We start from the raw sequence: 22331 nt of genomic DNA, 5'->3' as shown, positions 1-22331 counted from the left end.
TTGATTCTGTCATAAGAGTACCCCTACTTCCGCTAGTTCTCTCCATCTGGTCGGGCAGTTTGTTGGCAAAGCGTCTATACCTCCGCGTTGAGTTGTCCGGAGATGATGGTATGACTGAGACAGATGACTTGCGGCGGGAGTTGAAGACGTTCACACGCCGATGGGAGCAACTCACCGCGGTTCCCGAGACACCTCGGTCACTGATGGATGTGATCGAGTACTCGTTAGGAACACAACGGAAGGCCGAGGTGTACATCAACCGCCTCTTCGCATATTTCCTCGACCAGGAGCAGCCACACCGGATGAACTCGGAATTTCTCCGCGTATTTCTCAATGGCCTACCCGACACGTGTGGGTTCGAGGAGGATATCCACGATCTCTCAGACGTCGTTGTCGACGATCAAGTACGGCTCACTGAGCAGGCCGACGGAGAAACAGTATCGTCAGGATTCGTCGACCTGGCAATTCAAGTCCCGAACGAATGGTTCCTTCTGGTCGAACTCAAATTCTCTGCTGAGGACACGCAAACGGAGTTCTATCGACAGGACGTTACGCACATCGACGGTGTTCCGAAGGACGACTACGAGTCTGGCGCGTACTATCTCTATCTACATCAAGGGGACCGACCAGACGCGAACGATCCAGAATTCAGTAACTGGACGTGGACAGCCTTCGTCGAAACCGTCCTGACCGACTTTATTGTCGATAACGCACCACGGTACCCACAACGAACAGTCGTACAACTTCACGAATTCGCTGACGATATTCGATCCATCACAGGTATGTCAGACCCCACCGACAACGTTGACGAGAAGATCGAACTGTATCTCGACCACTACGAGGCCATCGCTGACGTAACGGCCACATTCGAGAACCAGTGGGAGACGTTCTCTCATAACTGGCCCTCTCGCCTTTCTGACCGTCTCGTCACCGCCGATCACGGATCGATCCGCTCGGAGAGCGACTACCACGTATTATTCGAGTGTCCGAACGACGCTGTCGGGGACTGGTGGTTCCGCTCAACGAGTTCCGATTGGGGGATGATCTTCAAACACGGCTGGTGGCGACACACCGATGACCTCTCAGACGTGCTCCACGAGCGACCCGACAATCGGAACGATGCCAGAATCGGATTCCACCACCGCCTCGAAAACGACCGTGAGCAAGCCCTCCGAGACAACACGCTCACACTGTATTTCCGAAACATGGGGGCCAACGATCAATCCTTCATCGATGCTGTTTCTGACCACTTCGATGCGCAAACCGATGCTATCGAGGCCACGCTGCCGGATACTGCCAGTCTCACCGGCAACAAACGCAATATGATATCAGCAGAGTACGATATCGCTCCCGACGAGTATGATGACTTTTTCGCGGCCTATATCGCGGCCCTCGAAGAAGGATTCACTGACCTCGTCGTTGAGAACCCCAAACTAATCGCTATCCTCGACGACATCTACACTGACGCCGTCGCAGAGGTCTACGACACCCAGATCACAATGAGTTCCCAACAAAACTGAGTTCGAAGCTCGTGTCGTGCAGGCTTACAACACCGGTCCTGGTGACTCCGGATACTGAATGATTTTCACGTCTTCGTCGCGGCTAGCTGGTGTTTCGCGGGCTAACTCGTCGACGAACAGCAGCCCCTTGACATCGACTGACTCCAAGAGGTCTTCTGCGGATTCAACGTACTCGTCCGTCGCCGACTGTTTGACAAACGCCATGTACTCCAGTAGTTCCCGGAGCCCGGTTGCAACATAGTCGGTGTTCTGCGTGTACTTCACTTCACCAAGGAACACTTGCTCAAGTTCCGTCCCACCAGCCTCTGTCTCCCGGTATCGCTCAAGAACAATATCAGGACGGCCACCCCACAGTGAATCACTGCCGCCACGCCCAAGCAGATCCTCAGAGATCGTTTGCCATCGGGAGAGCACCTCGTTCATACGGTTCAAGTACCCGTCAGGCTCGATATCTTCAGAGCCGATTGATTCACTGAATGAAAGCCCTTGACCGGTCGCATCGTGAGACAAGACGAATCGTGACCCGTCCTGCTCCCACGTAGCGATCGTCGACGGACTATCTCGACTGTCAGTCAACACCCGATACTCCACGCCCTCGTACGAATCAAGTACGCGGAACACCCAGTACAGTTCGAACAGCGTGTCCGTGTTCGCTGGCGCAATGAGTGTGTGATTCAATATATCGCGCGCTTCGGTGCTGTCCAACTCGTGGTTCATCAACTGCCGATACCGATCCAGCAAGACCGCTGCATCCTGATAGAACTGCGAGCGCGAGCGCTTGACTGACTCGATGGTCCTGTCTGTGATATCGGTATCAGCGACGTTGATCCGCTGCAGGTAGATGTTCTGCTCGTAAATCCGGTCAAGCATCTCCGCTGCTGACTCTACACCCCGACCACTCCCACCTGTGTGCGGCATCACCCACTCGTTCAGCCAGTCATACCCCTCCGAGTTGTCCAGCGCGTACGCAAGGTCATCCGTAACGATCTCGTGAATAATCGTCAGTAACCGTTTCAGCACGAGATTCTCGTCGATGTTATAGTGCTCTTCAGGCTGCGTACACACAAACAGCGGCTCATCCAGCCGACCAGCGCGTGCCCGTGTCTTCACCGTTCCCTGCCAGTCGATCTGTCCGCGGATCTCACCACGGTACTGGAACGACTCCGGAGCGGTTGTCGTCTTCATCTGCCGAATCCGATCTTCCAACTGCCGCATAAAATCCAGGACACCGACTTCCGAGCTGTCGTCTTCAGCATCGGTCAAGACGAAGTGAATCCGAAGCAGCGTTTCGATGTCGTCGATATCCAGGTCCGCGTGCGCCGACCCGATGACTCGATCGAATCGAACGCCTTTCCGGAGATACGTCTGAAAATCGTCGGCAATCTCTCCCAACAACGCCTCTTCAGTCGTCTTCGCCATTTTCAGTTACTCTCCCCCACCCGGCTGCAGGTCAATCTGGAAGAAATCACGTGCGACTGTCCACAACTCACCAGTCTCGTCGTCAACAATCTCGTCAAGCGCCCCGATCAGCTGCTCTAACTCGTTTCGCCGCAGCCCTTCCAACTGCGGAAACACGTACATAATGATCGGCGAAACATAATCCGCAGTCTCCGTTGAGGGAGCGGCTGCAACGTGTTCATAAATGTCTTCAACGATGGCTGGCCCGATGGCTCGCTGTTCATTAACCGCTCGCCAGATACGCCCGACCGTCTCGTAGTGCTGGTCTGCTTCCGGCACTCCACCGTTTGCCGCCCAGACTGCGACATAGTCCGCGACAAGTGATTTGAGTGCAGAATCATCACCATCCTCACGGGCAGGCAGATCAGGAATTCCAACGGGGACGAACGCCCAGCGCCGCATAAACGCGTAACTCATCTCGTACAGCGACGTCTTGTCGAGCGTGTTCATCGTCGCCAGCATCCGCCAGTCCTCAGGGATGAAAAACCGGTTCTGGCCGATATCCTCGTGGCTGCGGGACGCGTCGAGGATTTCAATCGGATCCCCGGCAGCGTCATCGAACGGTAACGTGACGCTCTCTCCCGTCAATGCCGAGAACAACGACCCGAATGCCTTGTCGATATCTGCCCGGTTGAGTTCGTCGATGACCAACCACTCATTCGCTGGTGTCCCGTCGCCATCTGCTTGGAACCGGTCCAACACAACTCCCGGCCCGAATTCAAGCGTGTTCTGCGTGGTCGTTTGATACCCGCCGACCGTGTCGAACGTCGACCAATCAGCCGACGCTGTCACGAGCTCGTATTTGTTTTCCCCGACTGTCGCCTCACACACTTGCCGTGCCAGCTTTGTCTTCCCCGTGCCCGGTGGGCCGAACAACAAAACGTGATTCCCGTTTGCCAACGCTTGTTCCACCCGTGACTGAATTCGATCCCATTCCTCCTCCGGGAAATGCAAGTGCTCCTGCTCAACCGCGATCTCCGAGTCCGGGACCGTAAGCTCCGAAGCGAAGTCATCAAACCGCGTCATCTCGCATAACTCCAGAATCCGGTCGTACTCACCCTCTGTGAGTTGCGTGATGACGAAGCTGTTGTCAGATTCAACGAGTCGGCTTCCATCTAACTCCGCGTCTGACTTCACATCCCGCCAACTTGCTCCATCTAATGACTTCTCCCATTGGAGCGTGATGCCTTCCACGGGTTCAGAATTACCGGACGTGGAAGCCTCAGTACTTCACAAAGCCGTTAGTTGAGAAGTCCGCTTGCTGAGTTGTGACCAAACAAACAGAGCAAGCGGACAGTGAAATCCACGAAGACCAGCTCCTTAACTTTCTCGTCAACGTTCTCACCAGCGCATTCACGCTAGATCTTGGTGAGAACGCAGAAATCGACCCAGAGGACATCTTCGAGGTCCTCGTCGGCGCGACCGCCGACGGGACCTCGATATCCACCCTCTGCGAGAAGAGCGAAGACGCTCCCTCTGGCAACGGTGTTCTTCATCATCTCCGGACCAAGTTCGACCTCGAAACCGTCGAATCTACCGGGAACACGCTCCTCCAACAGGATGTTCTCGAAACCCTCCCTGAGCAGGTGGAGGTCGCTGCTGACCTCCACCTGCGGCCCTACTACGGTGACGAAGACGAGACAGACGGCCTCTACTACAACGAGGCCAAAGCAGGAACGACTGCGTTCCACGCCTACGCCACGCTCTACGCACGCGTGAACAACAAGCGATACACCTTGGCGGTGCGCCGTCTCACCGACGGCGACACCGCCAGCGATGTCCTCGCCGAGTTTCTTGGACTGATCGATAGCTTCGAGTTCGACGTCAAAGCGGTCTATCTCGATAGCGGCTTCTACGACGGGAAGTGTCTCACGTTACTCCAAGCGCACAATTTCGCGTACATCGTCCCGGTCATTTCGTGGGGCAAGAAGATCAAGACCGAACTCACCCAGGGCTGGAGTCGTGAGATCACTCACGATCTCACGACGTCCTATGGCGAACACGAGTGGACCGTCGAATTTCCGGTGATGATCGACTGTACCTACAAGAATGGTCGATACGATGAGCATGGGGTGGCGCGTCACGGCTACGCCGTCGACGCGCCGTTCATCGACGAGCCACGACAGGCTCGATCCCACTACAGCAAACGCTTCGGGATCGAAGCGAGCTATCGCCTCTCCGAGTCAACGATTATCTCGACGACAACGCAAGATCCCACGAGACGGCTGTTGTTCGTTGTTCTCAGCCTCCTGATTCAGAATGTCTGGCGGTTCTTGCACTGGGAGTACGTGGCGACGCCCCGCCGAGGCGGGCGTCGCCTCTGGTGGTGGCCCTTCGAAGAGTTCATCGATATGGTGACCCGGGCAGCGTGGACGGCCCTCGCAGTGCGTCGGTCCGTCCCCGCGAATCGTCCACCGGACGACCGGTTTCACCGGTAACTAGTAATCGAGTACGCCTTGCCGATCAGTGGCAACGCCGTCGCTGTCGGCGGCGATTGCCGCCGACGCGACGGCTTCCCGTCTCTCGTCGTCGGAATGGATCTTCAGAACACAAATCCAGCTTTGGTTCGTCGGTAACTCACGATCCAGCATCAGTTAGCTCCGGATGCTTTGTGAGGTACTGAGCCTCCTCGTGTAATCCACGCACAACATGCGCTCGCCCGACAATCTCCTTCACCGGCGCAATCTGATATATTAATACCTGATCCCCTGGCATCGCCTCCTGATACGCCTCCAGATTCCGTCGCGTTTCACCAGCTGAATTTGTCACCTGATAAAACGACTCACCGCCCTCTTGATGCCAGTCAGTTGCCTCAGCATTCACCCAGAAGTACTGCGTTTCCCCTTCCGGCTCCGGCGGTTCTATTCCTGCTGCGTCCAAAAGAAATGCACCAGCATCCGGTGTGAGGTGGCAAAGATACGCCTGCAACACCTTCCCAGCGTCATTCAATGGGTACCTGGTTTTCTCCTGCCGGACCTCCGGATCAAGCAGCCCGTCCCGAATCTCGTTTAGCGGCACTGGATCACTTAATCGGTCTGTCGACAGATCGACGAAGAAGTGTTGTTCACCGTCGAATTCATCCTGATACGCTTCCGCCTCAACGACTGAACACGCACGGATCTCCTGATTCGCGTAGTGGAAAACGACATCCCCCGGATCCAAAACTGTGAGATCGCGTTGCCACTTCGTATCCGTTGACCGAAGATACTCCCCATCTAATTCTTCGTCGTGCGTTTGATTCACCCAATAAAAATCGATGTCGTCCGCGACGTCAGGTAATGCATCGGGTTCGACTGCGTCAGGAGCGAGAAGATCGCTCCAACTCCAAATCATCGTTTGGACGTGCAGCATCGACGGGTCCTCCACCCGCCCTTCAAGCCGCGTTAACAGTTGCGCACACGCCTCGTTTAATTCCTGATACTGACGCGCATCGAACCCTTGATTCACCTTGTAGTCCGCGAACTCACCGAAGAAATCCCGCATCTGCGTCCACTTGTAGTGAACATACTGATCCGGATGGACAAACATCAGAAGACACCCACCGAGTCCAAGCAGCGAACCAGGCGCACTCCCAGCTTCCACATCCGCGTAGAACTCCCGAAACCGGTCTAACCGCTCTACGAGATCTTCAGTCGGATCAAAGAAAAACGAAAGCGTATCGGCAGTTGCTTCGACGTCCGCTTCAGAAACCTCTTTGAACTCATGCCACGCTACACCGCCATTCTGCCCACCACCTAACATATACGCTGGAATTTTCGTGTCGATACTCACCTGCTCATCAAGCACTTCAAGCAGCACCGGAACATCACTCTGCGATAACTCCGTCACCTCCGTGTCCGCTAAGAATTCTGCTTCCAAATGCCGCTGATAATCCCATTTCCACGTTTCCCACCCAACAGGCGACGCCGCATCTTCCTCATACCCACCAGCATCCCACACCTCAACAAACCGATCAACAACATCATCGATTCCATCAAACACAATCTCAGAAGACGATTCACTCATTCATCAACACTGTCTCATCTACTCGCTTAAACGTACCCCAACGAAAATACGACGAGGAGTCATTCTGGCCACAGGGACTCTCGTGGGTGGGGTAAGTATCGTCCAACGGGCCCAGTCGTTCGCAAGTTCACCATCTGAGTTACCGGCAGAATTCCAAGATGCCAGTCTATGATCACCACCTCCGCTGCGTATTCTAGGCCTGGGGTTCGGCGGCCGCGGTGCTCGGCAACGACGTTGTATAACGCCTTGAGCGTAGATGTCGTGATGGTCGCTTCGACGTCGTCACTCACATCGCACGTAACATGTTGGTCAATGAACCATGCCGCGGCCCTGTATGCTTCAATGTAGAGGGGGCCTCTTCGTGATCTTGGTAACCTTGGGCATAGAGCACGAAGAGGACGTAATTGGCGTATTTACCAGGACGTAGTGGATTTGCTGGAGGTAGCGCATCTCAGATAAGATATTATTAATGTCATGTGTGGGTGACACAAAAGATGTTCAACAATCCGGGCACCGATACCTACCGGAACATTTTGGAAGCCTGGCTGAGCGAATGATGACGTGATAATAACCACTCATGAATTTAACTAAATTTCAAGTCGAGACATTCAAACCGATAGAAGAGGACGGCTTCGGATCGATTGAAGAACTCTCAGTACTGATCGGAAAAAACGACGCAGGCAAATCGTCGTTTCTGGAAGCGGTTAGGATCTTCCTCAAGGAGAAGGGGAAGCCCGAGCCCAGTCACTTCCACATGCGCGAAGCGGAAGAGATCGTCTTCTCTGGCCGCTTCGCAGGAGTGCCAGATGAACTCTCAGAGCAGCTCACTGATTCTGTCGACACGTCGGATGGGACTCTGAAAATCGTCCGAAAGTACAGCGAGAATGGGGAACGGGCTCCATCCCGAACGACACTATTGGGAGAAGACGAGCAGGAAACGCTAGGTTCCGGGACAATCGTAGAGGATGGCGAAGAACTCAATAAGGTTCCGTCACGTGAGCGAATCTGGTCATACCTTCCCGAACCTATCTACATTCCCGCGGAGCGGAATATCTCCGAGCAGACAAAGTTCAAGTCAGACACCTGGATCGACCGCCTGCTGAGTCCCCTCCTCAACGATAGCGAGTCGCTCAGCGCAAAGCGCGAATCACTGGAGGAGGAACTTCAAGACGAGATGGGGGTTCTCTCCGGTCTAATCGAAGACCGACTAGTGAGCCGACTGGACTCGATCAGTGAAGTGGAAGTTGATCCTGGGGCAATTGACTTGGGAAAAGCGTTCACTCCATCGATTACGGTCAAGGATCACTCGACCGAAACGTCAGTCCCGGTTGGAGAACGAGGCTCGGGAGTGGGGAGCATGTTCGTTCTTTCACTGGTTGAGGCTTACCGAGAACGGCACGTTGACGAGGGGTACTTCCTACTCTTCGAAGAGCCCGGAGTTTGGCTCCACCCAGAAGCGAAACGAGAGATGCTGGGCTCGCTTAAACAGATTGCCCAGTCCGGGGGACAAATAATGCTATCCACACACTCACCTATCTTCATCGATCGTCGAGGTCATGGTGATCTCCATCTTGTGCAACGAGAAGGCGGAAAAACATCGATTCGGATGATCAACGAAGACTATCTCTCCGCAGTAGAGGAACTTGGCGCTCGAAACAGTGACATCCTCCAAAGCGACTTCGTCATCTACACTGAGGGCCCCAGTGACGCGAGTATTCTCAGAACCGTGGCACGAGAGTACGTAGAAGACTGGGAGCGGAAGAACATCACAATTCAGCACCTCGGGGGGACAGGCAACATCCAGAGCTGCAACCCGGAAGACTTGCAAGGGATCAATCACAACTTCTGCTTCTTGCTGGACAGCGACCGCCGGTCCGAAGATACCCGTCCTTCAGATACCGTACAACAGATTCAGGACGACTGTAGAGAACTTCGAGCATTCGTTCATATCCTGGAAAAACGGGAGATCGAGAACTACTTTTCGCCGACTGGAATCAACCAAACGCTCGGTCTCGACGTAGGTCCAGATTTCGTTGGAAGCTACGAGGACATCCCCGAGAAACTCCATTCAGAGATTGCAGAGACACATATTGGGGAGGAGGGAGCACCCGTAGAGGATCGACAGTGTGACGCGTGCGGCAATATCACTGCTCCTGACGCTGGCAGGCAATATGACAAGAAACGGGGCACAGAAATCGTCGAAGCGATGTACAGGGAAGGCGAAGAAATCGAGGAACTTCACGATTTCTTAGATCGCGTCACTGATCAGTTGTCATAGTCATTCTTCGAATAGTTTCTGTTAACTTTTAGTAGCTAAATCTTCGATTATTTCCCGGTTGAGCGACTCGACCATCTTATACCGAACACGGTAACGGGGGTACGATTCTCAGTCCACACTCCAACTAAAGAGTTTCCGGACGGCGACACCTGCGGCCTCGGCTCTGCCCGCGCCATCTACGAGAACTTCGAAGCCCTCGCCGAACGCGCCCGCGACCAACTCCGCGACTGCCACTGCGGCCAACCCAACGGCTGCCCCGCCTACACCTTCGACGAAAACTGCGACAACGATAACAAACCCCTCCTCCGCGCCTCCGCCATCGACGTCCTCAACCAACTCCTCGGCGCGGAAGACCGCGACGGCCTCGCCGAACACCTCCCCGACGACGAACACGGCAGCGACCGCCGCCCCGTCGTCTTCTACTCCTAAAACAAGATCCGGATTACGTCGATTCCAAACTCAGTACATCACAAAGCCGCTTAGTTAGAACGTCTGCTTGCTGAAGGTGTGTCTACGACCCAGCAAGCAGACAGTGAGATTCACGAGGACCAGCTCCTTAACTTCCTCGTCAACTGCCTTGACGAGGAAGTTTCTCTCAACCTCGCCAACAACGCTGAAATCGGTGCAGAGGACATCTACGAGGTCCTCGTCGGCGCGACCGCCGACGGGACCTCGATCTCGACGCTGTGCAACTCCAGTGAAGACTCGCCATCGGCGAACACAGTTCTCTATCATCTACGGACGAAGTTCGAGCCCGAACGGCTCGAACGAGTCGCTAACACGCTTCTTCGCCGAGACATCGTCGAACTGCTTCCCGAGCAGGTGGAGGTCTGCGCAGACCTCCACCTGCGGCCCTACTACGGTGATGAAGACGACACGGAGAACCTCTATCACTCGGAAGCCAAGCGTGGAACCACCGCATTCCACGCCTACGCCACACTCTACGCGCGTGTGAAGAACAAACGCTACACGCTGGCGGTGCGCCGTCTCGAAGACGGCGACACCGCCAGCAGCGTCCTCGCTGAGTTCCTTGGTGTACTCGACGGCCTTAACACCGAGGTCAAGGCCGTCTACCTTGATCGCGGATTCTACGACAGCAAGTGTCTCACGCTGCTTCAGGCGCACAACTACGCCTACGTGGTCCCAATCATTCAGTGGGGTGAGGCGATTCAGCAGGAACTCTCGGAAGGATGGAGTCGCATTATTCAACACAACCTGACAGGGAAACTCGACGGTCACAGCTGGACCGTCGAGTTTCCCGTCTACATCGACTGTACGTACCTGAACGGACGATATGACGAGAACGGTGTAGCGCGTCACGGCTACGCCGCTGACGCGCCGTTCATCGAGACGCCACGCGAAGCGCGATACCACTACAGCAAACGCTTCGGTATCGAATCGAGCTATCGCTTGTCCGAGCAAGCGATAGCGACGACAACGACACGAGACGCGACGGTGAGACTGCTGTACGTCGTAGTGAGTCTGCTGCTACAGAATGTTTGGCGGTATCTCCACTACGAATACGTGGCGACGCCGCGCCGAGGCGGGCGTCGCCTCTGGTGGTGGCCGTACAAGGAGTTCGTGAATATGGTTCGACGGGCTGCGTGGACGGCCCTTGCGGTGCGTCGGGCCGTCCCCGCGAACCGACCACCTGACGACCGATTCCACCGCTAACCACTGACCGGGACAGCCCCCGCACTGAGTGGCGACGCTGTCGCGTCGGCGGCTAAGCGCCGCCGACAGCGACAGCTTCCCGTCGATCTGTGAGGAGATCGCGGTCGGTCACTGCACTCCGCAACAGAAATCAGACCTCAGACTGACTCAACTGAGGACGCTTTGTGAGGTACTGAAACTAGGATTGAGCTTCAATCGGTATAGATCTACATTATCATCCGCTACTGCACGCTTCACCCGTGTAGAGAAGTCCTCCGCGATCAGGATACCTCGTACCTCCTCCTCAGCCTGAGTCTCACGCTTCAAATCATTCATATATCCCTTGATCTGACCAACTGCACTATCGTCTGCCTCGCCCTTTTTCAGCTCGACAACTACCCAGCCATCCGAATCTTCAGCGAGGACATCGATATCACCAACAGGAATCGGAGATTCATGCTCTGTAACCGTGAGGCCACTATCTATTTTCTGAAGATTCCTCATCGCCCAAACATGCATATCGTCCTCCGATGATCCTAGCGAGATCGTCGATTCAATTTCCTCGGTCGGAATCTCTGGTGCTCGATTCACCGCCGCTTTGAGATCCTCCCGGGAACCCATCTGTTCTAGTTTAGTGACGGAGTGAAGCAGGATCTCAGCGGAGACTATACCGAATTGAGGCGGATTAGCTCAGGAGACTGGGTTCGCTGGAGCAGGCAGTCGCTGATTTGTTGTGTGATACCTTCGAGGCGGCGCACTCACAGCCGTGAGTGCGTCGCCGTTCCAGCGCTGCCGCTATCGACACAGGTGCTTCCCCGGTCGTCAGGCGAGTTCGTTACCAGAACTCGCCTGACTCAACCTGCTCACGTAACCGCGGTCGATGCGGATTTGGATCACGTGAAGCCCACAGCAACAACTCATCTAAATCCGGAAGTTCGTACCCTAAATCGAGCATCACGTACAACTGAATCAGGTGTGAATGGCGTTCGACAGCGTGAGAACATCGTCGACGAGGAAGTTGCGGCGACGACGCTGTGGCGTCGTCGGCGCTTTCCCGTTGTTTCACGTCCAGTTTCCGGAGTTCATCGACGATAACACGGCTCATCAGCAGTGAGATTGCGGCCATGATGACCAGAGCTTCGATGATGTACGGATCGGTCGTGTTGATTTCGTCAAGTCCGAAGCGTGATTTCAGTTCTTTGAACAATAATTCTATTTCCCAGCGCGCCCGATAGAGCTGTGCGATATCGGGCGCACTATAGTCGTCTTTCGAGAGATTTGTCAAATAGAGATGGTACTCTTCAGTATCCTCGTTCCAAACACCGACCAGTCGGAACGTTCGGGTCGTGCTGGTGCACGACCCTCGCTTTCGCTCGAACGAGAGGGTGATGCGAACATCGATTTCCTGTCGCTGCAGGTCGTCAAGGACGTCCTGCAGCGACTCTCCTTCGAGCGGGATACTGTTCCCCCGCCACGTCCGGAGCTCTTCGACGATCTCGAAGTTTGCGTCGTCTTTCACACGGGAGACGAACCAGCCGTTATTCTGGTCGATGCGGTCGAACAACCAGAAGTCGTAGAAACCGAGATCGAGCAAGACAAGTGCGCCAGCTACCCACTCGCCGGTGGGTAGCTGGCTCCGTTCTTGGGTTTTAGCGTCAGTTGTTCGGTACCGTGTTGGAAGGCCAGTTGAGAGTGATTCTGTTAGGTGAAGTTTCAGACCGGCCTGATCGTCACCGGTCGCAGCGTACACATCCGCGGCGTCTTGATAGAGAGAAACAATGCTCCCATCGGCAATGAGGACGTCTCGAAAGCGTTCGAGACGTCCGCTAAGGTCGGCATTTCTGGTATCGAGACTCTCGATGGCATCATCGAGAATCTCTCGAAGGAGTGCAACGAACGGTGGAGAGAACCACCCGTGGAAGGTTGCATAGGAGAGTTCATCGCAGTCGGACATTTCGACGAATCGTTCGAGAAAAGCCTGTACAGATCGGTCTGACCCAGCAGCGAAGCCAAGTGAAAGCGTGTAGAACAGCGCAACAGCGTCGAATTTCCGTTCACGCTCGACGAGATTCGTTGCGCGAGCGCGCTCGCGCAACTCATCGGAGGGAAACGCTCTTTGAATCCGATCAACAATCACTGAATCCGGTGGGGAGTAAGTCACACTATCCACCGGATTTCTCTGACTGGTAGTTACAACGATATCTAATCAGACGACGGTACACTCTGCTAAACTAGAACGGATGCCCGGGAACCACCAAAGTTAGCTAATGTAGCTGGCGTATAGACTTGAGGGCAGTCAGAGGGCAGTTCGTCCTTAGATACTGGAGTGCCCCAGTCATACCATCTGACGGTACGGTGGTATCGATGGTCATCGAATGGCAGGTTGGGGTGCCTAACGTATTCCGGCTCACCGACCTCACCAACGCCCACTACCAGTCCTTTCGGATTCGGTGCATAGACGATCACTGTGTCGCCTTTGCGCATTCCATCTCCGCGTTTTGTCTTCCCCAGAAAACGGGCTACTTGGCGGCCAGCGCCCGCATCCTTGCTTTTATCTACGATCTTCTCTGCGCTTTGATCCCGGAAATCACCAACTGAGCGTGCCCACCCGACCGTGACAATGTCCTGTTCAAGCCAATCGATAGCTAACGACCCACCATGGCCAGCGGTCATCCTCCACCAATTGTTATCTTGATTTACCATAGCACGACGAACTTGTAGAACTCATTTAAATTTGAATGTCCAGACATCGGAAGTAGGAATATTCCAGTATGACTGTGAGAAATTTGGCAATAAATCAGTCCGGGTAAACGTTATACTGTAGCTGGTAGCTATTTTAGTTGTAGTTGGAATATTGCCGTGAGTGAGAAATTCACCGCCGGGGATCAAACTGAGTCAGAAGAGGCAGATAGTTCGCAAGTCGATGAAACCCCGGAGCTCCAGCCCTCCCGTCAACAGGAGCGTGACCATTCCCCGGATGCGTATTCCTCGGGGTATGATCCGTTTGGTGAGACTCGCGTCGGCATTGGTAGTGCTGGCGGAGAGGTAGAGAAACTCATTCGGCACAATGAAGGCCGGCATCGTTCTGACGGTAATCACAGTACCCGTGAGGCAATCCGCGATAAGGTTCGTGTGACCGAGGCTTTCTGCTCTGCGCTCGATATCCCCGCCCATCAGCAACAAGCGGCAGTCACCGCGATGGCGACGATGAATCTTGATCGATTCGGTCGGCAGAAACGCCTGTCAAAAGTTGCCCTCGCCACGATCAAAGTCGTCGTCGAGTGGGACCGGTTTAATCGGATTCCTGATGAGGCCTTGCCGGACCTCGATGCCGACCGACTCCCGCCGCGGATGCTGGAACAAGACGATTTCCAAACTCTGCTGGAGGAACAAGAGGTTTCGAAATCCGATCTCTATAGCGTTTCACAACTCGTCAAACGCGAACTCAAAAAACACGATCACTTCCCACTATGACTGCGTCTTCGTGCCCGCCGAATTCGCCAAAGAAACCTCCTCGGACAACGGTACTCCCCTATTTGTGCCGGTAAATGCTCAATGGTTATTATCTTTGTGCCTAGAATGCTCGAAAATAATATTCTTTTAAGTATTCCCTGCGACAATATGCGAAATGAGGGTCGTCGGTCGTCGGTTCCGCCATAAGGCGGAGCGACGGCCTGGCTGCCAATTATCGCGCGAAGTTCGCCAGCCCTTCGTTAAGCAGGGTACCAAGTTTGGCCCCTTTGCAACACCTATTCCGAAGTGGCCAGTTCACGAGGACTCTGACTCTGCTTCAGCCACGAAGGGGTTACTCCATTACACACGCGAGCTTCGAGGCTTCGACCCAGCCAACCGCTTCGGTGTACATTCCATCGTACGCGCGAGGTTCACGCATCGCTTCTCGTCGTTAGCCAGCGACGTCCCTTAGAGACCCTTCGACACTCCCTCAGAGAGCTCCATCCCTCTCGACGGCTCACCTCGAAGGGTTTCCTCAACAGTCTGTATCACCGCGCCCAGTGGCAACACTGGCCAGCGCAGATACACTCCCTACGCAGCCACTGGCACTCAGACGACGAGACGCATCACCACGCGACTCCTTCGATCAATGTCCAGCTACACCAACCTCGACCAGACGTATCTTCCGCCGATCAAACAGCACGCCCACGACCGCTGGCACGAACGCTTCCCCACGGACCGCCCGCTCGAAGCTGCCTGGCGCGCCGCCAAACCCGTCGATGCACCCGCAGCCCGCTGCAGCCACGCCCGTCTCTACGAACCCGTCGACGCACTCATTCTCGTCCGCGACGGCTGGATCCGAACCGTCCTCATCAACGACGGTCGCCTCGACACGACCGGCCTCGTGATGTGCGACGCCTGCGACGACCTCGTAGACCCGATCACAGACACGCGCTGCCCAACCTGCGGAGAACCACAACCCGCCGTCCAAACCTGCGGACAAGTCACCGTGATCCGGGGAGGTGGTCACCGATGAGCAGCCCACCGTTCCTCCACATCGACGAGTTCGACGGCACGAACGGGTTCATCAAAACGAAAGCATTCGTCAACTACTCCATTGACCTCAACAGCCACACCCCACACCAGAAGGTCATGCTCGGCAACAGCGACCGCGGCGACGTCCAACGCCCCTGCGTCGTCTTCAACGACGACATCACGCTTGACGAAGGCTGTGGTTACGTCTTCGGTGGCTTCGACAACCTCTGGCCAGACGGCGAAGAGATACAGTTGAAGCTTGCCCAAGGCGCGTGGATCCGGAAGATCTACGACCCGAACGACGAGTAGCGCACCTCTCACCGTTCTGCACTCGAATCGGTATCTGTGCTCGGGCGGATTGACGTCCTGCACGGCCCAATTTAATGACGACCGGTTGAGAAGGGCTGTAGCAATGGCAGCTACACTCACCGAACCTGCCGTTCTCGCTGCCGCGAAAGACACCCTCTACCCGAATCTCGATACCAGTCCAGATCACTACGCTGTTACGGAAACCCAGTTCACGAAACCGACGTGGGGTGGGTGGGAAATCCCTGAAGATCTGCGCAGTCGTCTTGCGCCGTTCAATACGATTCGCCTTGCCGACGGCGAACCTGATCTCCTCGGCGTCGGGATGCCCGCTCTCGAAGTCCTGAACGCCGACACCACGACAACCCCTGTCGCCGTCATCGAATCGAAAGGCCACAACACCGACCCGAGCGCCGCCGATGTCCGAACCGGCATCAACCAGGCGCACGGCCACCTCTCCGAAGTCAACATCGGGTACGTCGCCGCCCCCATACAGAGCATCTCTGATCAAGCACGCGCTCTCGCACGCGATCTCAACATCGGCGTCATCGGCGTCGAAAGCCCGTACGACGCAACGCTCATCGAACCCGCTCGCGTCACCGGCGTCGGTGACTTCTCCACCACTATCGACGCAATCCGATTTCAAGCAACGACGCACCAACTCACCGAAGGTAGCTTCCCAGTAAACCATCCGAAGAACTACCTCGGCTACGCCCTCGCCCTCGCTGCAGATGGTGACACCGCTGACATCTACTCCGAACACGTGATCAACAGCGTATCTGGAGGCCGCCGCGGGGCAATCCTCCTCGGTCTCGTCGACAATCGACCTGACGGAGAGACACTCACGCACCTCGGCGCAGAAGTCGTCCGCTTCGCTCGCACTCAACACGGAACCGTCGATGCTGCACTCGATGAATTCGCCTCCTGGAAAGGCCGATCCACACCGTTCACCGACCTCGCACCCCGCTGGGCGCAATTCGCCCGCTCAGTCGCCATCCAGTACGACCCAACGCAACTCATCATCGAAGCACTCGAACGCCTCCACCAACGCGGCATCAAACCCGCAACCATCGACGACGTCGCGCGAGAAGCCTGCCGCATCAACCAACCACTCACCGTGGAAGTATTCTTCACCCAATCCAGACGCGAAGACATCCTCACCGCCGACGGTGACATCGACGAATCGGTCCTTATCGATCCGACCGTGTACAAATCGGGCATTCACTTTCAATTCAAATACCATCTCCGGCACATCGGACTGCTCACGGAAGGTGGGACCGATGACAAGGACGAAGTCCTATCGAGCGAGTGGACGCTAAATCAAGCGGTCGGACTCTGACTGGCTCACTCTTCGCTTGACTTACTAACTTCGGTGATGAGATTCCCGAACCGTCGGAGCAGGACTTCTGCATTCTCTTTGGTTGTTGTCGGCTGGTACTGTCCCTCTTCGTACTCCGCCAGTTGGATGCTTGGGTGAGCCAATAGGTTGAGTGACTGTTCAATGACGTGCTGGTCCGGAACTCGTTCCTCACTGTACATGCCTTTCAAAATCAAGCGGAGCCGGTCAGCGGTTCCTTCCTCTGGGTTTGCTCGTTGAAGCGCTTCCATCACGGCGAGCAAGTCCTCCGTACCACCGAGACGAGTCCGGAGTTCATCATCGATCTGATCTAAGCGGTCATCTTGGAATGCACCCGGTTCAGTGAGATATGTTGCGAGTGCTTCTGGCGGGATTCCATAGGCATCACGCCGTTCTAGGAGCGCCTGGAGGTGATTGGTCGCAAGGAGGACGATTCCTTGTCGGTCCGCATCTTCAATTGCCGCCGGGGTGAAGCCAGGTGCAACCACAATCGCTTGGTCGGCCAAATGTCGCTCTTTATGCCCTTGGATTCGCGTTGCATCTGGCGATGCCAGCGTCCCACTGCTTCGTGCCTTTACCTCGATGACTGCGTGAATTGGAGCCGTGATTTCAACGTCCGTATCATCTCCGCCTTCAATCCATCGCGCTTCAAACCCTAACCGAGAGAACGCCTTGGCGACCAGTTCTTCCAACTCCTCATATTGGTCACCATCCCGACTCGCCGCAACAATACGCTCTCCCAGATCTAGTTCTTGTACCTCTTCAGATTCCTCCTGCGACGGCTCCTCATCGAACTCATGAACCCGGACACCGCTCCCTGTCAACTCATTAACCGCGGTTTCAACGGACTCATACGCATCCTCTATGTCGCGGATACGCGAATCCGACACACGACTGAACCCCTGCGGAATATAATTGTCTTGGTACCCCGCGAGTTCATTGAACGACTCAACGTCCACATCAATCTCCTCCACCCCAGTCAAGAACAGCAAATACCGCCACGGACTTTCAGGATCCCACGGGTTCCCCTCAGTACGCCAGAGGTGCTCAGCCAGGTCAAGATCTTCACGTGTCCGCACAACCGTCGCCTGCGCGATGTACCTCCCATCCCGGTAGATTAACGCAATGTCCCCACCCTCCACGAACTGCCACTTCGAGTCAACTGACGTCCCCCACAGATGCACTTTCTCAGTCTCTGAATCAGTAACGGCCTCAACTTCGGTGTCAGAAAGATACTCTTCAAACTCTGCCGGGTCATACCCTTCCTTCACGGACTGCAGATAATCCTGATAGGCGTCCTCCCGTCCAGCTGTAATAATGGCAATCCCCGTCATTCGTGTGTGTGAATCACTACTTTGCCAGGAGAAAAATCACAGGGGTAGACAGGGAGTCTGTCGGTTACTCTGCAGTCTGAATTTCGGTGCGAATATCCGCCAACTCCGATTTTACCTCACCCTCGATCTCCTCTAGTTCCTCGTCGATTTCGTTGGCCGTCTTCCTGATTGAGGTTGTCTTCTTCCGTATCGTACTGAACCGGTCAATCGAATCGCTCACCTCACTCACGGCGTTCTGAATTGCTTCCGGATCGAAGGCGGTACCCGAATCGACGTACCCTTGGACCGCCCGTGTCCGCGCCCAGTTGTACGCGATCCGGAGGAAGCCCGGTTCGACGTCGTCGTCCTCGGTTTCTTTGAGGGCAACGGAGAGCCGCTCGGAATCGAACTCGTGGAAGTACCCGACTTTGTCCGGGATGTAGGACTCGCACTCGAAGACGACGATCCCGTAATCGGCGTCACGGTTCTCCACGGCGTCAGCGAGTTCCTCCTTGATATCGCGCTGTGAGTACCCGCTGTCGCTTTTCGCTTCGACGACGATTCGCTGACCAGTATCGTTGAGCGTGATAACGAAGTCGCCGACTTTCCGACCACTGATCTCACCATTCGTGTCACCAGTGTACTCGACCTCGTTACTCGTGTTGTACACGAGGTCCGAGAGCATGTTCTCGACCGTGTCTTCGAAGTCGTCGCCCTTCAGCGTGGTTCGCTGCCGGATCTCTTCCTCCGTCTCCTCAGCGGTCGCTTGCTCCTCGATTTTATCACGGAGGTCCTGAATCTGATCCTGTAGCGTCCGCTTGAGTCGGTACGTGGGCGTTCCCTCCGTATCAGGGTCCAGCGCCTTCTGAATACGTTCGCCGTCTTCACCGAGCTCTTCATCGAGGCGCTCGGTAAACGGCCCGTCTTCGCTGAACGCGTCCTCAATGTGCTGCTTGAGATGGCCATCCTGTCCGAGGTGATCGTCGAAAATCTGAGGAACGTGACCATCGTCGCCAAACTTCTCTTCGACCTCATCCTCGATCCGGTCAATCTCCTCCTGGAGATCTCGCTGCATCTCAGTGAACTTCCGCTCGACGTACTCCTCCTGCTGAGACGTTTCCGCAAGATCCATCGTCGTTACACCGACACGCAACGCCCGGACGAAGGCATCCTCCCGTTCTTGGTCGTCATCGAACTGACGAAGATACTCCACGACCGTTGAATCCGCCACCTCAAACTCGCTAACACGTACTCGGTCATCGTCCACTTCGATCCGAGGAACCCCTTCAGTAGCCATATATCACGCAAAAACCACACTGTAGATACATAAACTTCTCCACCAGACGGGGCAACTCCCCCATGAGTTTGCTCGGTCCTCCGCGACGTTCGTGCCCGCTTTGGCTTGTTTTCAGATAGGCACTACTAAGTGCGCACGGAAGAACGATGACGTAGTGACCAGGGAGTTCCCCTGCAAGCAAAGAGCGTAAGGACGTGGTGTTCCCACGTTTTGTAGGCTCTGAGCCGGCTTCTAAGCACGTCTACACACGTACTGGTGAGACTCTCGCAGGGTGTAGTGGCTGGACTGAACTCCTGCTGGAGTTCCTGAACTCACACCCACGCGAGTTCCGCATTATGTTCTGCAAGGTACGTAGTATCTAAACGCCCTTCAAGCGATGGAACCCGCTCGCCTGCTCGATTGATAATAGTTCGCTGTAGTAAGTCACTCTCCGTTTCAAACGACGGGTTCACCAACAGACGACACTCCTGATCGAGCGTGAACAGCTCACGGTCAAACGCGGCGTGATGCGTTTTACTCAACGGCACGACGTTCGCCAAGTCCGCCCTGTACTCAGGGTACTCACTCCACGACAGGATATGCGCCACGTCCAATAGACCGGGATGATCCACCCCGGAAACTGGACACGTCCGGTCGTGCCGGGACAGTACAGTCGCGCGGAACTCCGGATCGACCGACCGTGCGTGGACCGTCGTTTCGTACGTCCCAGTACCCATCCCAGCATTGCTCACCGACGGTGTCCAGTCCGAGTCAGCCCACTCCTCCACCGCGCTCTCAACGAACTGTAGGCCGTCCTCCGTCAACGCGTACTCGTCGCCGCGCTTCTCGACGAGGCCCATGCTTCGCAGCCAATTCACCCGCTGCTTCGCCATGTCGGTCTCGCCAGGGCTCCACCCTAACTCTGGATGTGTGTCGAGCTGCTGTTCACTTACCTCTGCGAGCGTCATCGGCCCAGCAGCCAACGCATACATGAGACTCCTCAGTCCAACGTTTCGATCACACATAATTCGCAGCAGCGTCGCCACGTCATCCTGCTCAACGTACTCCCGACCAGCATCACCAAGCGCCCAGTGATCGTTCGCCTGACGGAGAAACCCGACCTGCTGTAAATACCGCACCCGCCGCAGAATCGAGTCCCGACTCGACACGTTCTGGAACGAACCCCGATGCCATCCGACGAGTTCGTCCGTCGTCGGCTGATGCGCTTCAACGAACGCAAGAATCGCATCCAGCGTCTCAACGTACCGTGTCCCACCGCCAAACATCGGGACGATACTACGGAGCCGATCCGGAGGCATGACGAAACAGTGACAGAGCAGGATGATGATCCTTTCCCCGGCAGATCTGTCCTGAAGCTGATTGAGAGCTGTCGAGGACTATGCTTGGGAGGTGTCGTCGATTGGTGGTCGTAAGTCACGCCACCGGAAATCAGCCGTTTCACCCGAATCAAATGCGACCCGGTAGAGCTGCGCATCTCGCTCGTCAGCAGTAACCGAATCCGCATCATCACTCAACACTGCAACGACCTGCCCATGCTCCCCGTGAAACTCCTGATGATCGGGATCCGTCCCATCCGGAATATCGACCCGGACACGATCTCCCTTCGAGAAGCGCTGCATTAACGGACCAGACGACAGCGATGGTTATCAGCACTTGGTATCTACGACCGCTCAGTCATATCGAGTGCCGCATCGTTGTCACTCCCGCAGCAGAGATCGAGAGTTCCGTCACGAACGCCGCTCGGTCCTCGTATGTGTCATTCACCCGTGTGGCTGGGCCGGTGTACAGCACTGGTGTCCCATCAGCTGCCGCGAACGTGTACCCGGTCTCGAAATTCTCGCCACGCGGCGAATGTTCATCCCCCACTAAGACACAATCAAACGTGACTCGTGACGCCGCCAGCAACGCGTCTACATCAATATCAGCCTCATCGCCGCCATACGGCGTCACTCGTTCGTGCAGACACAGGATATTCGGGCCGGGCGACGCCGCCTCAAACGGAATCTCCGATGGCTCCCACCCAGTCAAATCATACGACCGAATATCGTCAAGCCCGACGTTCTTCGCCGACACACCGTACGCATCAACCGGTCCGCCAGCAACCGCCGTCCCCGATGCCGATAACTCAACGAGCGTCCCGTCCTGCACTTGTTGTTGTAGCCACGCCCCACCATCAACAGACGTCGGATGCCTCGGGTCCGCCGATTGGTGGTCATGCGTTCCAAGAATACAGTAGACCGGAATCTCGGAGCGTGCCAAGTCACGCAAACTTGACGTCGCAGCATCAAGCGTCACCCCATCCACCTCATGATCCAGCAAATCCCCAGTATGAATCACCGCATCAACTTCCCGCTCCAACGCAATCTCTCGAATCCGCAGCATCGTTTCCCGCGTATTAATCTCACCAATCCACGACACCTGTTCCCCACTCCCCGTCTTCACACGGTTCTCGTACCCGAGATGTGTATCACTCACAAACAACACTGTCGTCCCACTCGCCGTCGCACCACCTCCTCTGGTCTCTCGTGTTTGACGAACACGCGCCGGATCAAGCAACACATCGACGCCGTCACCTAGACGGTCCGCTGCGGGTTCAGCTGGGAATTCAGCCAGCAGCGAAATCGCCCAATCAACCTCCGCCGACGCGACGTTCACT

The 22331-nt window shown here is 55.6% G+C and carries 20 protein-coding genes; 10 read left to right on the top strand and 10 right to left on the bottom strand.

The genetic code is table 11. The features are described 5' to 3' along the window. The first annotated feature begins 110 nt into the window (after positions 1–110). Positions 111–1520: a PD-(D/E)XK nuclease family protein gene (locus tag ACOZ32_RS05600; protein ID WP_424335068.1), complete on the top strand. Its 1410-nt coding sequence runs from the start codon at positions 111–113 to the stop codon at positions 1518–1520. Positions 1521–1544: 24 nt separating this feature from the next. Here ACOZ32_RS05600 and ACOZ32_RS05595 read toward each other — a convergent pair whose 3' ends face one another. Together ACOZ32_RS05595 and ACOZ32_RS05590 are read right to left on the bottom strand one after the other, a co-directional pair. Beyond that, positions 1545–2783, bottom strand: a complete 1239-nt coding sequence (locus ACOZ32_RS05595; protein WP_424335067.1) for a hypothetical protein — start codon at positions 2781–2783, stop codon at positions 1545–1547. A gap of 162 nt (positions 2784–2945) precedes the next feature. Then, positions 2946–4172, bottom strand: coding sequence for an AAA family ATPase (locus ACOZ32_RS05590; protein WP_424335066.1), 1227 nt, complete (start codon positions 4170–4172; stop codon positions 2946–2948). Between the two features lie 74 nt (positions 4173–4246). Here ACOZ32_RS05590 and ACOZ32_RS05585 point away from each other — a divergent pair, with 74 nt between their 5' ends. Continuing rightward, positions 4247–5416 carry an ISH3 family transposase gene (locus ACOZ32_RS05585; protein WP_285255186.1) on the top strand — a complete coding sequence of 390 codons (1170 nt, stop codon included), beginning with the start codon at positions 4247–4249 and terminating at the stop codon, positions 5414–5416. A 139-nt stretch (positions 5417–5555) separates the two neighbouring features. On the opposite strand, the gene ACOZ32_RS05580 is transcribed toward ACOZ32_RS05585, so the two are convergent. Beyond that, a complete protein-coding gene (locus tag ACOZ32_RS05580) occupies positions 5556–6983 on the bottom strand; it encodes a hypothetical protein (protein ID WP_424335065.1) in 1428 nt (475 codons plus the stop codon). Positions 6984–7560: 577 nt separating this feature from the next. Between ACOZ32_RS05580 and ACOZ32_RS05575 the strand changes: the two genes are divergently transcribed. From ACOZ32_RS05575 to ACOZ32_RS05565, 3 genes are all read left to right on the top strand, one after another. Then, positions 7561–9261 carry an ATP-dependent nuclease gene (locus tag ACOZ32_RS05575; RefSeq protein WP_135829594.1) on the top strand — a complete coding sequence of 567 codons (1701 nt, stop codon included), beginning with the start codon at positions 7561–7563 and terminating at the stop codon, positions 9259–9261. Positions 9262–9300: 39 nt separating this feature from the next. Further along, complete coding sequence (locus ACOZ32_RS05570) at positions 9301–9690, top strand: Zn-binding domain-containing protein (protein ID WP_424335258.1); 390 nt, start codon at positions 9301–9303, stop codon at positions 9688–9690. Positions 9691–9768: 78 nt separating this feature from the next. Next, the gene (locus tag ACOZ32_RS05565; RefSeq protein ID WP_424335064.1) at positions 9769–10935 is read left to right on the top strand and encodes an ISH3-like element ISH27-3 family transposase; all 1167 of its coding nucleotides are present in this window, start codon (positions 9769–9771) and stop codon (positions 10933–10935) included. Between the two features lie 147 nt (positions 10936–11082). On the opposite strand, the gene ACOZ32_RS05560 is transcribed toward ACOZ32_RS05565, so the two are convergent. Next, complete coding sequence (locus tag ACOZ32_RS05560; protein ID WP_424335063.1) at positions 11083–11535, bottom strand: endonuclease NucS domain-containing protein; 453 nt, start codon at positions 11533–11535, stop codon at positions 11083–11085. Positions 11536–11749: 214 nt separating this feature from the next. Continuing rightward, positions 11750–13084 carry an IS4-like element ISH32 family transposase gene (locus tag ACOZ32_RS05555; RefSeq protein WP_424335044.1) on the bottom strand — a complete coding sequence of 445 codons (1335 nt, stop codon included), beginning with the start codon at positions 13082–13084 and terminating at the stop codon, positions 11750–11752. Between the two features lie 194 nt (positions 13085–13278). On the opposite strand from ACOZ32_RS05555, the gene ACOZ32_RS05550 reads away from it, so the two are divergent. The 5 genes from ACOZ32_RS05550 to ACOZ32_RS05530 all read left to right on the top strand — a co-directional run bounded on the left by ACOZ32_RS05550 (position 13279) and on the right by ACOZ32_RS05530 (position 17047). Beyond that, positions 13279–13512, top strand: a complete 234-nt coding sequence (locus tag ACOZ32_RS05550; protein ID WP_424335062.1) for a hypothetical protein — start codon at positions 13279–13281, stop codon at positions 13510–13512. 261 nt (positions 13513–13773) lie between these two features. Next, the gene (locus ACOZ32_RS05545) at positions 13774–14388 is read left to right on the top strand and encodes a DNA-directed RNA polymerase subunit epsilon (RefSeq protein WP_115795709.1); all 615 of its coding nucleotides are present in this window, start codon (positions 13774–13776) and stop codon (positions 14386–14388) included. 628 nt (positions 14389–15016) lie between these two features. Continuing rightward, positions 15017–15403, top strand: a complete 387-nt coding sequence (locus tag ACOZ32_RS05540; protein ID WP_135829592.1) for a hypothetical protein — start codon at positions 15017–15019, stop codon at positions 15401–15403. Continuing rightward, entirely contained in the window at positions 15400–15711 is a 312-nt protein-coding gene (locus tag ACOZ32_RS05535; protein WP_115795711.1) for a hypothetical protein, read from the top strand. Before ACOZ32_RS05540 ends, ACOZ32_RS05535 begins: the two co-directional genes overlap by 4 nt. Before the next feature lie 103 nt (positions 15712–15814). Further along, a complete protein-coding gene (locus ACOZ32_RS05530; RefSeq protein WP_424335061.1) occupies positions 15815–17047 on the top strand; it encodes a hypothetical protein in 1233 nt (410 codons plus the stop codon). Between the two features lie 5 nt (positions 17048–17052). Here the strand turns inward: ACOZ32_RS05530 and ACOZ32_RS05525 are convergent, their stop codons facing one another. From ACOZ32_RS05525 to ACOZ32_RS05505, 5 genes are all read right to left on the bottom strand, one after another. Then, on the bottom strand, positions 17053–18399 hold the full coding sequence (locus ACOZ32_RS05525) for a restriction endonuclease (RefSeq protein ID WP_424335060.1): 1347 nt from the start codon (positions 18397–18399) through the stop codon (positions 17053–17055). A 64-nt stretch (positions 18400–18463) separates the two neighbouring features. Next, positions 18464–19675, bottom strand: coding sequence for a restriction endonuclease (locus ACOZ32_RS05520; RefSeq protein WP_424335059.1), 1212 nt, complete (start codon positions 19673–19675; stop codon positions 18464–18466). 311 nt (positions 19676–19986) lie between these two features. Further along, a complete protein-coding gene (locus ACOZ32_RS05515; protein ID WP_424335058.1) occupies positions 19987–20973 on the bottom strand; it encodes an HNH endonuclease in 987 nt (328 codons plus the stop codon). A 78-nt stretch (positions 20974–21051) separates the two neighbouring features. Further along, positions 21052–21294: a hypothetical protein gene (locus tag ACOZ32_RS05510; RefSeq protein WP_424335057.1), complete on the bottom strand. Its 243-nt coding sequence runs from the start codon at positions 21292–21294 to the stop codon at positions 21052–21054. A 55-nt stretch (positions 21295–21349) separates the two neighbouring features. Next, a complete protein-coding gene (locus ACOZ32_RS05505) occupies positions 21350–22330 on the bottom strand; it encodes a metallophosphoesterase family protein (protein ID WP_424335056.1) in 981 nt (326 codons plus the stop codon). Between the last annotated feature and the right edge of the window lies 1 nt (position 22331).

The sequence above is a fragment of the Halobacterium sp. MBLA0001 genome (genome assembly GCF_049705385.1).
GTDB classification, from domain to species: Archaea; Halobacteriota; Halobacteria; order Halobacteriales; family Halobacteriaceae; genus Halobacterium; species Halobacterium salinarum.
Note: the sequence above shows the minus strand (reverse complement) of the source record. Positions and strands in the feature narration are given on the sequence as shown.

Bases quoted from the DNA above. Each gene is read 5' to 3' on its own strand.
- ACOZ32_RS05510 (WP_424335057.1), bottom strand. From the start codon at position 21,294: ATGCAGCGCTTCTCGAAGGGAGATCGTGTCCGGGTCGATATTCCGGAT.
- ACOZ32_RS05550 (WP_424335062.1), top strand. From the start codon at position 13,279: ATGGTCATCGAATGGCAGGTTGGGGTGCCTAACGTATTCCGGCTCACC.
- ACOZ32_RS05530 (WP_424335061.1), top strand. From the start codon at position 15,815: ATGGCAGCTACACTCACCGAACCTGCCGTTCTCGCTGCCGCGAAAGAC.
- ACOZ32_RS05525 (WP_424335060.1), bottom strand. From the start codon at position 18,399: ATGACGGGGATTGCCATTATTACAGCTGGACGGGAGGACGCCTATCAG.
- ACOZ32_RS05580 (WP_424335065.1), bottom strand. From the start codon at position 6,983: ATGAGTGAATCGTCTTCTGAGATTGTGTTTGATGGAATCGATGATGTT.
- ACOZ32_RS05560 (WP_424335063.1), bottom strand. From the start codon at position 11,535: ATGGGTTCCCGGGAGGATCTCAAAGCGGCGGTGAATCGAGCACCAGAG.
- ACOZ32_RS05540 (WP_135829592.1), top strand. From the start codon at position 15,017: ATGTCCAGCTACACCAACCTCGACCAGACGTATCTTCCGCCGATCAAA.
- ACOZ32_RS05600 (WP_424335068.1), top strand. From the start codon at position 111: ATGACTGAGACAGATGACTTGCGGCGGGAGTTGAAGACGTTCACACGC.
- ACOZ32_RS05535 (WP_115795711.1), top strand. From the start codon at position 15,400: ATGAGCAGCCCACCGTTCCTCCACATCGACGAGTTCGACGGCACGAAC.
- ACOZ32_RS05515 (WP_424335058.1), bottom strand. From the start codon at position 20,973: ATGCCTCCGGATCGGCTCCGTAGTATCGTCCCGATGTTTGGCGGTGGG.
- ACOZ32_RS05575 (WP_135829594.1), top strand. From the start codon at position 7,561: ATGAATTTAACTAAATTTCAAGTCGAGACATTCAAACCGATAGAAGAG.
- ACOZ32_RS05520 (WP_424335059.1), bottom strand. From the start codon at position 19,675: ATGGCTACTGAAGGGGTTCCTCGGATCGAAGTGGACGATGACCGAGTA.